We start from the raw sequence: 13,674 nt of genomic DNA, 5'->3' as shown, positions 1-13,674 counted from the left end.
TGCTCGCAGTCGAATGTATCGCTGGCTTGGTGGGTCAATCCGACGAGAGGTCTGCGAACACGATCAGATTGTCCGTGTAGTGCCCGGTGGCGGTGTCGAACGTGCCGTCGCAGGTGATGAGTCGGAGTTGCGGAGTAGGGGTGGGGCCGTAGACGTCGCTCGTCGGGAACGCCGACTTGGCGGCGCGTTCGGAACGGTCCACGGTGAAGGTGCGGGTGCTGCCGTCGGACATCCGGACGTGGACCTCGTCGCCGGCGACCAGTTCGTCGAGTCGGAAGAACACCGCGGCGCTCGTGGGACTGTCGACGTGACCGGCGATGACGGCGGGGCCGACCTCGCCGGGGACGATCCCGTCGCTGAACCAGCCCGCGCTGTCCCAGTCGACGGGCGGGTCCAGTTCTCCGGCAGCGCCGCGGTGCAGGTCCTCGAGCGAGGACCGCACGCCGATGGCCGGGATCGACACGCTGACCGGTGTGGCCGTCGAGCGAGCCTCGGGTGCGGCCGGATCCTGGAACCCGTCGGTGCCGGAACCCGAGGACGAAGAAGACGACTGCGACGTGGACGGCTGCGACGGGGACGCTGACGCCGACGACGCGGCACGCTCCCCCGCGCCGCCGCCGACCGTCGACGCGACCGCCACCCCGGCCACGCCCCCGACCACCACGACGGCGGCGACCACGGCACCGATGACCACGCCTCGGCGCCGGACGGCCGAGACGCGCCCTGCGCTCCGACGGCCGCTCACGAGCCGGCTCCGACGTCGCTGGCACAGCCCCCGAGCACGTCGGAGGTCAGCATCGTCGAACCGATGGCCAGCCAGGCGTCTCCGTAGTAGGTCGGTGTGGTCGCCGCCGTCCGGGCGGCCCGCTCGAGGTCGTCGGCAGCCGCACGGGAGGAACCCGCGGCCTGCTCGGCAGCGGCCCGCGCGGTGTAGGCCAGCGCGTTCGTGTCCTGCGTCACCGGGGTGCCACCGAGGTCGAGCTGCGAGGCGAGCCGCGTCGTCCGTCCGAGCGTGGGCGCGAGGGCCGCCGCGAGCTCCCGGTCGGGCGCCGAACACGCCTCGGCGTACCGGAGCGGCGTCCGCATCGCGTCGTACCCGTAGAGCACGCGCCCGTCCCCACCGACGGGCGGCATCGGGTCCACCGATCCGTCGGCGTGGACCTGGGACCAGTCGCTGGGCAGGTCGGAGGCGTCCAGCACGGCGGCCGTCACGGCGCGCGAACCCCGGTTCAGCGCGTTCCAGCGGTCGTCGCCGGTGGCGTCCGCCAGCACCGAGAAGGCCACGGGTGACGCGTACGAGGCGTTGTACCGGTAGGGCTCCTGATCCGCCCACGGTCCGGGCAGCAGGATCGTGCCGAGGTCCGTCCGGGCCGTCTCGTGCTCGAGGATCGCCGCCGCGATGCGCTTCCCCGCAGCGGTGTACCGGTCGTCGTCCCAGGCCTTCCCCGCGAGCACGAGGGCCCGAGCGGCGTCGAGGTCGGCGTCGCTCGCGGACTGCTCGTCGGCGACGCCCTCGTCGGACGTCCACCGCCACGCCAGCAGGTCGTCGTCGGTGAGCAGGTGGTCCTTCGTCCACTCCCAGATCGCGTCGAAGCGCGCACGGTCGTCGTTCGCGTAGGCGATGAGCAGGCCGTACGCCTGCCCCTCGCTGACGGTGTCACCACCCTGGTCGGTGCGGACGACGCGACCGTCCTCGACGTAGCGGTCCAGGAACGCCGACCGCAGCTGCTGCGGCGAGCGCGCCGCGTCGGGCGCGGTGGTCGAGGTCGGGGTCGCCGTGCCGCGAGCGGCGGTCGTGGTGCTCGACGACCAGGGGCGGACCGCGACGATCGCGACCACGATGGCGACGATGACGGCCGCCGCGGCGGCGACCGGTATCCAGGTCCTGCGGGTCATGCTGGCCTGCCTCTCCGGGGATGGTGGGGGGGTCGAAGAGGAGGCGCGGATCACTTGGGCCGTGCAGCGCACGTGATCCGCGCCTCCAGTCCGGGGCGTCAGCGGAACAGCGAGCGGAGCATCGCGACGGCCGCGTGGACCGCCTCGGTCACCGGACGGTCAGCGGCTGTGCCGCCACCGCCGGTCTGCACCCCGCCGGACGGGGTGGCGGCGGTCGCGGCGGCGTCCGTCACGGGCACGACCGTCAGGTTGCCCTTGCTGTCGTCGAGGACGAACAGGGTCGAGACGGTGTTGCCGGCGAGGTCGACCTTCGCGGTGCCCCGCTGGCCGCCGCCGGAGACGTCGAGCGACCACTTGCCGGCGTCGACCGTTGCGTACTTGGTGGCGGTGCCGAAGGTGGCATCCTCGGCGATCGGGGTGCCGTCGGAGGTCTGCACGTCGACGCGCTTCGCGGTGGTGGCGGCCTGCACGAGCCGGAGCTTCGCCTTGCCGTCGCCGGGCTGCTGCAGGTCGTCGGTGAACGCGGTCGTCTTCAGCCCGTCGTTCTTGCCGTAGGCGACGACGGTGCTGGCGTCGCCCTTCTGCACGGTGACGTCGGTGGAGATGACCGGGGTGGAACCCGGGGCGTCGGCGGCGCGCATCGACAGGACGTAGGTGCCCACCGGCAGCTTCTCGTACGGGCTGACCTGGCCGTAGGTGACGTCGTCGAGTTCGAAGACGGTCTTCCCCCCGGCGAGGCTGGACAGTTCGACGTCGACGCCCTTCGTGTCCGGCGACAGGTGTCCGACGCGGAGCCAGCCCTGGTCGGCCGTCGCGGCGGAAGCGGTCTGGGGGGCGGCGAGCCCGACGGTCGCGGCGACGAGTGTGGCGGCGAGCGCTCCGATGACGACGGTGCGGCGGCGGTTCGTGATGTGTGCGGTCATGATGGTGCTCCTTCGGGTCGAGGTGCGGTGGGCGTGCGGTCGTCGTGTCGAGGTGTGGTTCGTGGGGTTGTCATCCGGGCCGCCGCGCGAGCGGGCGGAATGCCAGGGTGTGCGCCGGAGTCCCCCGGGCATTTCGCCCGCTCGTCCAGCGGGCGTTCCGCCCCGACGTGTTCGCGGGGAGCGGTTCCGCGGCCGATCCGTCGAGCGGGCGGAATGCCGGGGTGCGTGCCGGAGCCCTCCGGGCATTTCGCCCGCTCGCCCAGCAGCAGCTCCAGCTCCAGCCCCGGCGCGGCCGAGCGATCGGGGGTCACGAGGCGCTCGTCGCGGTCGTCGTCGGGTCGGCCGGGGTGTACGTCACCGTGAGCCGTGCTCCCTCGCGCTCGACCGAGTCCGGCCGGAACGCCTGGGACATGGCGTCGAAGGTCCGAGCGACCCGTGCTGCCGAGGCATCGTCGCTCGTGTGCAGGACGACGGTGCGGAACGGCTGGCCGGTCTCCCCGGTGCGCGGGGTGAACCGGCCGACCCGCACGTCCTGGTCGGCGAGCACCTGCCCGAGCGCGATCATCGCCCGCGAGTCGACCTGTCCGGCACGGAACTGCGACTTCGTGCCGTCGTCCGCACGCAGGGCCGGGTTCGACGCAAGCTCGGTTCCCAGGGTCTTCCGGACGTCGGTGGCCCGGGTGATCGCCGTCTCGGCGGCGCTGGCTCCCTCGGCATGGATCCGGCGGACCTCGACCTGCTGGTCACCGGTGCCGAAGGTCGCGACGGCCGTGGAGTTCTCGATCGCCTGGCGCACGTCGGTGGACGAGTTGCCGCCGGTGCGCATGGAGTCCGTCGTGATGACGTAGTCCGAGTCCTTCCAGCCGTTCGGGGACTGCCGTTCCACTGCTCCGTCGGTGTCGAGCTTGTAGTACCAGACGACGTTGTTCCGGGCGAAGCCGTCGTCCACGAGGTCGACCCACATGGCGTCGTCGACCAGCAGACGCGAGGACTTCGGCACGTTGTCCCCCACCCACTGCTCGGCCTGCTGCATGGGCAGGTCGAGGTTGCCCAGCAGGAAGCCCCGCAGCTGTGTCCCCCACAGCGGCACCGCGACGACGAGGGCCGCAGCCGCGACGACGGCCCAGGTGATGCCGAGGCCGCGCCGTGCCCTCGGGCCGAACCGGCCCCGGGTGTGGACCCGACCGGCGATCGTCAGGACGGCACGCTCGACGGTGTACGCGACGAGGAGCGCTGCGAACGGGATGAGCATGATGACGTAGGGCACCGGCAGGTACCCGTTCGGCCGGAACATCACCGCGAGCAGGAACACGAGCATCGCGGCGATCGGTCGGACCCGTCGCAGGAACAGCCCGACGACGGCCGCGAGCGAGCCGAGCACGATGAACACCGGGTCGAGTGCCCACCACTGCGCGGCGGCCTCGTTCGCCAGGCTGCCCCTGTCGAACACGGATCCGGACGCGGTCCGCGACCCGAGCTGGTAGGTGACGCCCTCCCACAGGCTGACTCGCCCGTTGCCCGGCACGAGTTCGCCCTTCACCGCGGCGAGCAGCAGGTACCCGCCGCCGATCAGCACGAGCACGGCCCCGGCGACGCTGAGCGTGTACCGGCGGGTGCTCTTGTCGGCACGACGCACGGCCATCCAGATCAGGAACGGCAGTGCGAGCAGGTAGGTCTCCTTGGACAGCACGGCGATGCCGAGGCAGGCAGCGGCACCGGCGAACCCGGCGAGCTGCTGGCGACGGCTCAGCACGAGGACGAACGCGGCGAGCAGCCAGGGCGTCGCGACGTTGTCGATGTACACGGTGCGGTGGTACTGCAGCGCGAGCGGTGACAGCGCGAAGACGAGTCCGGCCGCGGCCGCCGTGATCCGTCCGGCGCCGAGACGTCGGGCCAGGACGAACAGCAGGATGCTCGAGACGGCGGAGAAGAACACCATGGCCTCGCGCCCGGCCTCCACCGCGAAGGGGTACCGCGCGAACGCCCCGGTCAACCCGGTGTACCCGGCGATCTGGATCCATCCGAGCGGCGGGTGGTCGTACCAGTACGTGTAGTGGGTGAGCTCGCCGAGGTTCGTGATCGCCCACGCCTGTGCGGTGTAGGTCCCCTCGTCGTCGATGCGCTGCGGTGTGCCCGACATGTTCCAGGCCTGGACGAGCACGGTCACCGCGACGACGGGCAGCAACCACGTCAGGCTGGCCGCGTGCCGACGGAACCACGCCCCGATGCCGGATCGGTGCGTGGTTGCTCCACCACGGATCGGGATGCCCGTGGTGTCGGTGATGCTGGCGGTCATCGGGTGCCTCCCGTGGTGGTGCCGGCGAACGCACGATCGGACGACGCTGCATCCGCGGAGGACGCTGCGCCCGATCCGGCGCCTGCGGACGACGCTGCGCCCGACCCGTCCAGGTCCGAGGCGAAGCCGACCACCTGTCCGGTGCGGTGCTGGCCGGTGTGCTCGGTCTTCTCCCACCCGTTCTGGCCCTTGGCGTGCCGGACGACTGCCCGGACCGCCGCGGCGGCGAGGAACACCTGGTACGGCACCAGGCCGAGAACGAGCCGCACGTAGTCGCGGAGCCGGACCTTCTCGCCGTACAGACGGCCGAACTCGTTCAGCCCGACGATCTCGACGGCGAGCAGCATGAGCGTCGGCGCCACCGGCACGAACGACACGAGGGCGATCGCCGTCGGCACCTTGACGAACAGGATCATCAGGACGCTCAGCGGGATGAGCAGCCCGGTGGCCGCCTGGATGAACGGCATCGTGAGCATGTAGCGGGCGAAGAACCGCTGCCGGAAGGACGGCAGCTTCTTCCACTCCCCCTTGCCCAGCACCTGCAGGAAGCCCTGGTTCCACCGCGTGCGCTGTTTGAGCAGCGAGGCGAAGGTCGGCGGGGTCTCCTCGCGGGTGACGGCCTCGGGGCTGTAGGCGACGACGACCTTCGCGCCGTCGGCGGAGAGCCGCACGCCGAGTTCGCAGTCCTCAGCGAGGCAGTGGGCATCCCAGCCGTTCGACCACTCCAGGCGGGAGCGGGTCACGAAGACGGTGTTGCCCCCGAGGGGGATGAACTTGGACCCGGCGTGGAAGTGCAGGCGCGAGCGGAACCAGAAGTAGTACTCCAGGACGTTCCGGAGCGACCACCAGCTCGACGTGAAGTTCATCAGCTGGACGCCGCCCTGCACCACGTCGGCGTCGGTCTCCTGGAACCGCGAGTCGACGAGGGAGAGCAGCCGCGGGTAGACCTCGTCCTCGGCGTCGAACACCCCGACGATGTCACCCGTCGCGTGCTGGAGCGCCAGGTTCATCGCCTTCGGCTTGTTCTTCGGCAGGGTGTCGTCCACCACGACCTTGATCAGGGAGGGGTGCCGAGCCGCCGCAGCACGCACGACGGCGTCGGTCTCCGGGTCGTCCTCCCCGACGATCGCGATGATCTCGAAGTCGGGGTGGTCCTGGGTCGCGAGCATGTCGAGCGTCTGCCCCATCACGTCCTGCTCGTGCCGACCGGGCACCAGGAGCGTGAACCGGTGCGTCGCCGGACGCGGGGTCTGGCTGAAGCTGGTGGACTTCAGCGCGTCCCGGGAGCGCCAGGCGTGCAGCATCCACCAGAGGGTGGTCAACGCGATGATCGTGAGCAGCACGGAGAGGGCGATGAGGGTCGAGTAGCCGAGCCACTCGCCCAGCGACCAGGCGGCCTGTGGGAGCTGCCCCGAGCCTCCCGTCGGCACGTCCGTGGTTCCTCGGTTGGGGACGTCCCCCGTCGTCCCGGTGTCGTTGTCGGGCTGGAGCAGCGGCCCTGCGGCCGTCAGCAACACGGCTGAGATGGTCATTCGGGGAACCCCTTCGGACGTGTGTCGGTGGACCGGAAGACGAGGGCCTTGTACGCGGCGAACCGGAACGCGGTGCCGAGGACGAGGCCGACGCCGTTGCCGGCGACGTTGTCGGCGAGGGTGGACGTGAAGCCGAGGACGTAGTGCGAGACGAACAGGCAGGCAGCGGCGATGCCGAGGCCGACGAGGTTCGTGGCAGCGAAGAGCAACCCCTCGCGGACGGTCTCGCGGCGGCCGGTCTGGCGCTGGGCGCGGAAGGTGATGAAGCGGTTGCCGATCCACGCGATCGAGGTCGCCACGATGGCCGACACGATCTTCGCGGCGATGGGACCGTCCGACATGACGGTGGCGCGGAGCAGGTTGTAGACGCCCAGGTCGATGACGAAGCAGACGGCACCGATGGTGCCGAACGACGCGAGTTGCCTCGCGGTGGCGAGCAGGCGCGGGACCGTGCCAGGGCGCACGGTCCGCACCGCACCGGTGTCGGGTGACACCAGAACGGGGGTATGAGTTCGGGTCATGCCCCCGATTCGGGGGACGCGGACGGGTGGTTTGGGCGGGGTACGCGATTTGCCAGGCCCCTGCCAGATGCGCGACACATGCCGTTCATCTTGACGATCCGTCAGCTGCGGTGGTCACGGCGCGGGCACGACGGACGGGAGGCCCGGTGCCAGCTGGCACCGGGCCTCCCGTCCGTCGGTCGGTTGCGTCTACGCGGGGCGCGACGACGGGGACACGTTCTTGGACGCGTCCCGTTCCGGGATGTCGCCGAGTGCCTCGTCGATCGCCGCGAGGGCGTCCGCGTCGAGCTTGACGCCGGCGGCCTTGACGTTGTCGGTGACCTGCTGCGGACGCGAGGCGCCGACGATGGCACTCGCGACGTTCTCGTTCTGCAGGGTCCACGCGATCGCGAGCTGCGCCAGCGTGAGGCCGGCCTGATCGGCGACGGGCTGCAGGCGCTGCACGGCTTCGAGGACCTCGTCGCGCATGAACCGCTTGATCATGTCCGCGCCGCCCTTCTCGTCCGTGGCTCGCGACCCCTCGGGCAGGGGCTGCCCCGGCTTGTACTTGCCGGTCAGGACGCCCTGCGCGATGGGCGACCAGACGATCTGCGACAGGCCGAGCTGCTTCGAGGCGGGGACGACCTCGCCCTCGATGACGCGCCACAGCATCGAGTACTGCGGCTGGTTCGAGATGAGCTGGAAGCCGAGCTCCTTGGCGAGTGCGGCACCTGCGCGGATCTGCTCGGCGGACCACTCGCTGACGCCGATGTAGAGCGCCTTGCCCTGGCGGACGACGTCGGCGAAGGCCTGCATCGTCTCTTCGAGGGGGGTCTCGTAGTCGTAGCGGTGTGCCTGGTAGAGGTCGACGTAGTCGGTCTGCAGTCGCTCGAGCGAGCCGTTGATCGACTCCATGATGTGCTTGCGGCTGAGGCCGACGTCGTTGTGCCCCTTCGGGCCGGTCGGCCAGTAGACCTTCGTGAAGACCTCGAGGGACTGGCGCCGCTCGCCCTTGAGCGCCTCGCCGAGGACGGTCTCGGCGGCGGTGTTGGCGTACGTGTCCGCGGTGTCGAACGTGGTGATGCCGGCGTCGAGCGCTGCCCGCACGCACTGGGTGGCGACGTCGTTCTCGACCTGCGAGCCGTGCGTCAGCCAGTTGCCGTAGGTGATCTCGGAGATCTTGAGTCCGGAGTTGCCCAGGTACCTGAATTCCATGATCCCGACGCTACTGGAGTGAGCGCGCACGTGAGGGGTCCCGCGAGTGCCTGTCGGGGCCGGGGTGGGCGGGGGCGCGGGGCTGGGCGCGCGAGCGGGCGAAATGCCAGAGTGCCGCCGACGGCACACCCGGACATGTCGCCCGCTCGCCTGCTCGCCTCGGGCGACCCCGGCATCGGCTTCCGTGCAGCGGGTCCGGAACAGCGGGTCCAGAGCTGTCGGTGAGCGGGCCGCGCGAACGGGCGAAACACCGCCGTGCAGCCAGGCAGCCGGCACGGTGTTTCGCCCGCTGGCGGAAGCGACCATCCCTCCACATAGGTGATAGCGGGCCAGCCGTCCACAAAGGAGGCCCGACTCACGTCCGCAAGACCGGCTCGCCGTCACGCTGTGGAGATGACCGCAAGACGGCGACTCCCGATGGCACTCCGCGACGCTTCGTTCCGAGTACGCGATGCGCTGCACCGAGGCGTTTCGCGTGGCCGACTCGACGCTCGCGATCTCATCCGACCGTTCCACGGCATCCGATCAGCGTTCCCACCGGTGTCCGTGGATGAACGTGCGAGAGCGCTCGCTCCTCGGCTCCGCCCCGATCAGGTGTTCAGCCACGTCACCGCCGCAGCGATCATCGGCGTCCCGCTGCCCAGACGTCTCGAACGCGACCAGCGGTTGCACGTCACGACGATCGGGACCGATCAAGCGCTCCGGGTTCGCGGCACGGTCGGCCACCGGGCTCGGTACGGATCAGTCCGCGCGACGATCGCACGAGGAGTGCCACTGACCACTCCGGCCGACACGTTCGTCGCGCTGGGCTCGATGCTGACGCTCGACGAACTCATCGTCGCGGGCGATGCACTCGTGGGGTGGCTCGGCTGGACGACGCTCGATGAACTCGCGCAGGCCGTCCGACGACGACGTGGCATCCGCGGGATCGTGAAGCTCCGCCTCGCGCTCGATGAGATCCGGAGGGGATCTCGGTCCCCCGGAGAGACCCGGACACGGCTGGCACTCATCCGCCGCGGACTCCCGGAACCGGCGCTCAACCACGATGTCGTCGTCGACGGGCAGTGGATCGCATGTGTGGACCTCGCCTACCCCGATGCCAGGGTCGCGATCGAGTACGAGAGCGATCTGCACCGCACCGATCCAGCCAGCTTCCGAAAGGACCTCACGCGCGGCGAGCATCTGAAGGACGTCGACTGGTGGCTCGTCAGAGCAACAGCAGACGACCTCGGTCACGGTGTCGAGCGTTTCGTGCACCGCGTCAGGCGGCTGCTCGAGGTCGGTGCCAGAGGAGCTCACGACACGCGGTTTGCGACACTTGGGTGAACAATGGTTGACGCTTCAACCAAAACGGTGCACACTGTCGTAGTATCAACTCGATGCAGGCGCATGGAACGCGTCGCACCGCAGACTCTCGTTCGGAAGAAGGACCACCATGACGCTCACCGCTGACACCGTTCCCGGCTACAAGACCGGCACCTGGAAGATCGACCCCACCCACTCCGAGGTCACCTTCTCTGTCCGCCACCTCGCCATCAGCAAGGTCAAGGGCAAGTTCGAGACGTTCGACGCCACCGTCGTCACCGCCGAGAACCCGCTCGAGTCGACCGTCGAGGCCAACATCGACGTCGCGTCGATCAACACCGGCCAGGAGCAGCGCGACCAGCACCTCAAGACGAGCGACTTCTTCCTCACCGAAGAGCACCCGCAGCTGACCTTCCGTTCCACGAGCATCGAGGCGAAGGGCGACGACCTGCACATCGCGGGTGACCTGACCCTGCGCGGCGTCACCAAGCCGGTCGTCCTGAAGGCCGAGCTCGGCGGCTTCACCACGGACGGCTACGGCCAGGTCAAGTTCGGCGCCGAGGCGACCACGAAGATCGACCGCACCGAGTTCGGTGTGAACTGGAACGCGGCGCTCGAGGCCGGCGGCTTCACCCTGGGCAACGACGTCACGATCAACCTCGACGTCCAGTTCGTCCTCCAGGCGGCCTGAGCCACCTCTGACGCAACGCCCGACTGAGGGCACCGAGCGTCACTCCCCGAACCCGAGAAGAACGCCCCGACTCCGCACGGAGTCGGGGCGTTCTTCGTTGCCCGCTCGGGTCCCCCGACCACGAGCGGGCGAAATACCCCGGAGCTTCGTCCTGGCTCGTCGGGCATTCCACCCGCTCGCCGACGCCGGGGCCGAAGTCGAGGCCGATCCCCGCAATCACGCCCACATCCACGCCCACGCCAACGCCCACGTCCACGCCCACGCCCGCGCCAACGCCCACGAGCGGGCGAAACACCATGCCGACCCCCGTGGCGCGCCTGACATTTCGCCCGCTCGCGCAAGGACCCGAGCGCCGGGTGCGAGCGACCCCGGCGGAGATCGGAAGCGCGGCCGAACGGGCGGAATACCCGGGACACGGCGGGGACGAAGTGCGGCATTTCGCCCGCTCGCGCACAGGGGCTCGCGCACAGAGGCGCACGGCAGGGGGGCGCACGAAGGCGACGCAGACGCAGAGGCAGACGCAGAGGCAGAGCACCAGCGGGAACGAGCGGACGAGCGACGGCCGAGCGCCGCCCCCGCGTAACGTTGGCACGTACGACAACAGCGCGGGGAATCCATACTCCGGACCCCGAGTTGCACCAAGCGCACACGCCCGCACGACGAACAGGAGCACCACCATGGCCACCGACTGGATCGCGATGCAGGCCCTCGCGGCAGCCGAGTTCGGCCGCCGCGTCGCCGCCGTCACCGACTGGGACGCCCCGACCCCCGACTCCGAGTGGACCACCCGCGACCTCGTCGCCCACGTCGTCGACGAGCAGCGCTGGATCCCGAAGCTCCTGACCGGGTGCGACTACGCCCAGGCCCAGGCCGACCTCGAGCCGATCGGCGACGACCTGGTGGCCGAGTGGCACCGGTTCGCCACCGCGGCCACCGACGCCTGGCGGAACGCCCCGCAGGACACCCCCGTGCACCTCAGCACCGACGTCGTGCCCGCCGCGCAGTACCTCACCGAGCAGACGAGCGACATCACGATCCACACGTGGGACCTCGCCCGGGCGACCGGCACCGAGGAGTCCCTGCCCGACGAGCTCGTCCGCGCCGTGTGGGAGTACTTCGAGCCGCAGATCGAGGACCTCGCCGCGACCGGTCTGTACGCACCCCCGGTCGACGTCACCGAGGACTCCCCGCTCCAGGTCCGTCTGCTCGCGGTCACAGGCCGCGATGCCAGAGTGACGGCATGACCACCGACACGAAACGCCTCGGCAACTCGGGGCTCGAGATCAGCAGCGTCGTCCTCGGCATGATGTCGTACGGCGACCCGGACCGGGGCTCGCACGCCTGGAGCGTCGGCATCGACGAGGCCCGCCCGTTCGTCCGCCGCGCGTTCGAGGCCGGCATCACGACCTTCGACACCGCGAACGTCTACTCGGACGGCAGCAGCGAGGAGATCACCGGCACGCTCCTCGCCGAGCTGGCTCCGCGCGAGGACGTCCAGGTCTTCACGAAGGTCTTCAACCGGATGCGTCCCGGCCGGAACGGCGCCGGGCTGTCCCGCGCGGCGATCATGCACGAGATCGACGCCTCCCTGACCCGGCTCGGCACGGACTACGTCGACCTGTACCAGATCCACCGCTTCGACCCGGTGACGCCGATCGAGGAGACCATGGAGGCCCTCCACGACGTCGTGAAGGCCGGCAAGGCGCGCTACATCGGCGCGAGCAGCATGTGGACGTGGCAGTTCGCCGAGATGCAGCACACCGCGGAACGCCACGGCTGGACGAAGTTCGTGAGCATGCAGGACCAGTACAACCTGCTCGAACGCGAGGAGGAGCGCGAGATGCTCCCCTTCTGCGAGCACACCGGCGTCGGCGTGATCCCGTGGAGCCCCCTGGCCCGCGGCCGCGTCACCCGCCCCTGGGACGCCTCCGGTTCGGGCTCGCGCGCGCAGACCGACGAGTTCGGCAAGACCCTCTACAAGCAGGACGAGGACGCCAACCGCGCGATCGTCGACGCGGTCGAGGCCGTCGCCACGGAGCGCGGCGTCCCGATGGCACAGGTCGCCCTGGCCTGGGTCGCCGGCAAGCCCGCGGTCTCCGCGCCCATCGTCGGCGCGACGAAGGAACACCACATCGACGACGCGGTGGCCGCAGCGTCGCTGACGCTCACCGACGACGAGGTCACGCGACTCGAGTCCGCGTACACGCCCCGGGTGCCGTCGGGTTTCTGACGCCCCCACGAGCGGACGGGAGGCACGGTGCCAGCTGGCACCGTGCCTCCCGTCCGTCAGGTGGTCGCGGTGACGGCCGTGGTCAGGCGACCGCGCTGCCGTCAGTGCGCTGCAGGCGCGCGATGCGCCGCCGCGCGGCTCGTTCGGAACCGGTCTGGTCGTCGAGCACCGCACCGATCCCGTCGAGCACGAGCTTCGTGGTGCGGACCACCGGCAGCTCCACCGGGCCGACGATCGGCGCACGGAGGCCGAGGAGTGAGCGGTGCCGCGGGTCGAGCGTGGACACCGCTCCCTGGAAGACGGCGCGGTAGCCGGGTCGCAGCAGGCGGGACAGCGGCGGGTCCTTGATGAACCGGACGACGTCTCGGGTGCGCGAGTCCACCAGGAGTTCGCCGCGGTCGAGGTACCCGTTCATCTGGGCACGGAGCTCCGCCTCGGACTCGGGCGGGTCGACGATGCGCATGAGGCGCCCGGCCTCGGCCCACTCGCGCACGTAGGCGTCCGCGCCTCCGGGGATCGGGCCTCCCCAGCGCTGGGCGGCGCGGAGGAACGCATCGGTGAAGGCGAGGTGCACCCAGCGTGCCAGGTCCGGGTCGTTGGCCGCGTAGGGGCGGGTGGTGCCGTGCGCGTCGACGTACTGCCCACGGACCCGCTCGTGCAGCCGGAGCACCCAGTCGCTGCCGCTGCGAGCGGTCTGCCGGTCGCCGTACGTGACCGTCGCGATCCACCGGCTGGTGCCCGCCAGGCGACCGAACGGGTCCTCGCGGTACCGGGAGTGGTCGGCGACGCCGGCCAGCGCACCGGGGTGCAGCGCCTGGACGAGCAGTGCCCGCACGCCGGCGACGATGCCGTGGCTCCCGCCGTGCACCGCCCACGTGGCGGAGCCCGGACCGAAGAAGCCCGCGTCGGTGCCGTGTTCCAGGTCGTCCATCCAGGCTTCCGTGCCGGTCGAACCGCCCGTGAACGTCCGGTTGAGGCGGGACCGGAAGACGTCGGAGACAGTGGACATGTCGTCATGTTCCGTCCGTCACCTGGGCGTGGGGGTGCCATCGCGCAAAGTGGCCCTCCCAGCGTGCACGGGGGTCG

The 13,674-nt window shown here is 70.6% G+C and carries 12 protein-coding genes; 4 read left to right on the top strand and 8 right to left on the bottom strand.

Features of this window, described 5'->3' with window-relative positions; translation table 11 throughout:
• Positions 1–34 precede the first annotated feature (34 nt).
• The 7 genes from BR70_RS0101520 to BR70_RS0101485 all read right to left on the bottom strand — a co-directional run bounded on the left by BR70_RS0101520 (position 35) and on the right by BR70_RS0101485 (position 8,362).
• A complete protein-coding gene (locus BR70_RS0101520; protein WP_027464632.1) occupies positions 35–745 on the bottom strand; it encodes a class F sortase in 711 nt (236 codons plus the stop codon).
• Entirely contained in the window at positions 742–1,896 is a 1,155-nt protein-coding gene (locus BR70_RS18980) for a glycosyl hydrolase family 8 (protein WP_081827180.1), read from the bottom strand. The genes BR70_RS0101520 and BR70_RS18980 overlap by 4 nt, the downstream gene beginning before the upstream one ends.
• Positions 1,897–1,994: 98 nt before the next feature.
• Positions 1,995–2,819, bottom strand: coding sequence for a DUF4397 domain-containing protein (locus BR70_RS18975; RefSeq protein ID WP_051596517.1), 825 nt, complete (start codon positions 2,817–2,819; stop codon positions 1,995–1,997).
• A 307-nt stretch (positions 2,820–3,126) separates the two neighbouring features.
• The gene (locus BR70_RS18970) at positions 3,127–5,115 is read right to left on the bottom strand and encodes an ArnT family glycosyltransferase (protein ID WP_051596516.1); all 1,989 of its coding nucleotides are present in this window, start codon (positions 5,113–5,115) and stop codon (positions 3,127–3,129) included.
• Positions 5,112–6,647, bottom strand: coding sequence for a glycosyltransferase (locus tag BR70_RS18965; RefSeq protein WP_081827178.1), 1,536 nt, complete (start codon positions 6,645–6,647; stop codon positions 5,112–5,114). The genes BR70_RS18970 and BR70_RS18965 overlap by 4 nt, the downstream gene beginning before the upstream one ends.
• Complete coding sequence (locus BR70_RS18960) at positions 6,644–7,141, bottom strand: GtrA family protein (protein WP_231495612.1); 498 nt, start codon at positions 7,139–7,141, stop codon at positions 6,644–6,646. Before BR70_RS18960 ends, BR70_RS18965 begins: the two co-directional genes overlap by 4 nt.
• Before the next feature lie 216 nt (positions 7,142–7,357).
• Positions 7,358–8,362, bottom strand: coding sequence for an aldo/keto reductase family protein (locus BR70_RS0101485; protein ID WP_027464631.1), 1,005 nt, complete (start codon positions 8,360–8,362; stop codon positions 7,358–7,360).
• Positions 8,363–9,130: 768 nt separating this feature from the next.
• Here BR70_RS0101485 and BR70_RS18955 point away from each other — a divergent pair.
• From BR70_RS18955 to BR70_RS0101465, 4 genes are all read left to right on the top strand, one after another.
• Positions 9,131–9,688, top strand: coding sequence for a hypothetical protein (locus BR70_RS18955; protein WP_111057055.1), 558 nt, complete (start codon positions 9,131–9,133; stop codon positions 9,686–9,688).
• A 109-nt stretch (positions 9,689–9,797) separates the two neighbouring features.
• Positions 9,798–10,358 carry a YceI family protein gene (locus BR70_RS0101475; protein WP_027464630.1) on the top strand — a complete coding sequence of 187 codons (561 nt, stop codon included), beginning with the start codon at positions 9,798–9,800 and terminating at the stop codon, positions 10,356–10,358.
• 677 nt (positions 10,359–11,035) lie between these two features.
• Positions 11,036–11,602, top strand: a complete 567-nt coding sequence (locus tag BR70_RS0101470) for a TIGR03086 family metal-binding protein (protein WP_027464629.1) — start codon at positions 11,036–11,038, stop codon at positions 11,600–11,602.
• Positions 11,599–12,588, top strand: a complete 990-nt coding sequence (locus BR70_RS0101465; RefSeq protein WP_027464628.1) for an aldo/keto reductase — start codon at positions 11,599–11,601, stop codon at positions 12,586–12,588. The genes BR70_RS0101470 and BR70_RS0101465 overlap by 4 nt, the downstream gene beginning before the upstream one ends.
• 82 nt (positions 12,589–12,670) lie before the next feature.
• Here BR70_RS0101465 and BR70_RS0101460 read toward each other — a convergent pair whose 3' ends face one another.
• A complete protein-coding gene (locus BR70_RS0101460; RefSeq protein WP_027464627.1) occupies positions 12,671–13,597 on the bottom strand; it encodes an oxygenase MpaB family protein in 927 nt (308 codons plus the stop codon).
• Positions 13,598–13,674: the final 77 nt, after the last annotated feature.

Origin of the sequence: Curtobacterium sp. UNCCL17 (assembly GCF_000686685.1) — a bacterium.
Lineage (GTDB): Bacteria > Actinomycetota > Actinomycetes > Actinomycetales > Microbacteriaceae > Curtobacterium > Curtobacterium flaccumfaciens.
This window is presented reverse-complemented; position numbering and strand designations above follow the sequence as displayed.

Bases quoted from the DNA above. Each gene is read 5' to 3' on its own strand.
- BR70_RS18980 (WP_081827180.1), bottom strand. From the start codon at position 1,896: ATGACCCGCAGGACCTGGATACCGGTCGCCGCCGCGGCGGCCGTCATC.
- BR70_RS18975 (WP_051596517.1), bottom strand. From the start codon at position 2,819: ATGACCGCACACATCACGAACCGCCGCCGCACCGTCGTCATCGGAGCG.
- BR70_RS18970 (WP_051596516.1), bottom strand. From the start codon at position 5,115: ATGACCGCCAGCATCACCGACACCACGGGCATCCCGATCCGTGGTGGA.
- BR70_RS18965 (WP_081827178.1), bottom strand. From the start codon at position 6,647: ATGACCATCTCAGCCGTGTTGCTGACGGCCGCAGGGCCGCTGCTCCAG.
- BR70_RS0101485 (WP_027464631.1), bottom strand. From the start codon at position 8,362: ATGGAATTCAGGTACCTGGGCAACTCCGGACTCAAGATCTCCGAGATC.
- BR70_RS0101475 (WP_027464630.1), top strand. From the start codon at position 9,798: ATGACGCTCACCGCTGACACCGTTCCCGGCTACAAGACCGGCACCTGG.
- BR70_RS0101470 (WP_027464629.1), top strand. From the start codon at position 11,036: ATGGCCACCGACTGGATCGCGATGCAGGCCCTCGCGGCAGCCGAGTTC.
- BR70_RS0101465 (WP_027464628.1), top strand. From the start codon at position 11,599: ATGACCACCGACACGAAACGCCTCGGCAACTCGGGGCTCGAGATCAGC.
- BR70_RS0101460 (WP_027464627.1), bottom strand. From the start codon at position 13,597: ATGTCCACTGTCTCCGACGTCTTCCGGTCCCGCCTCAACCGGACGTTC.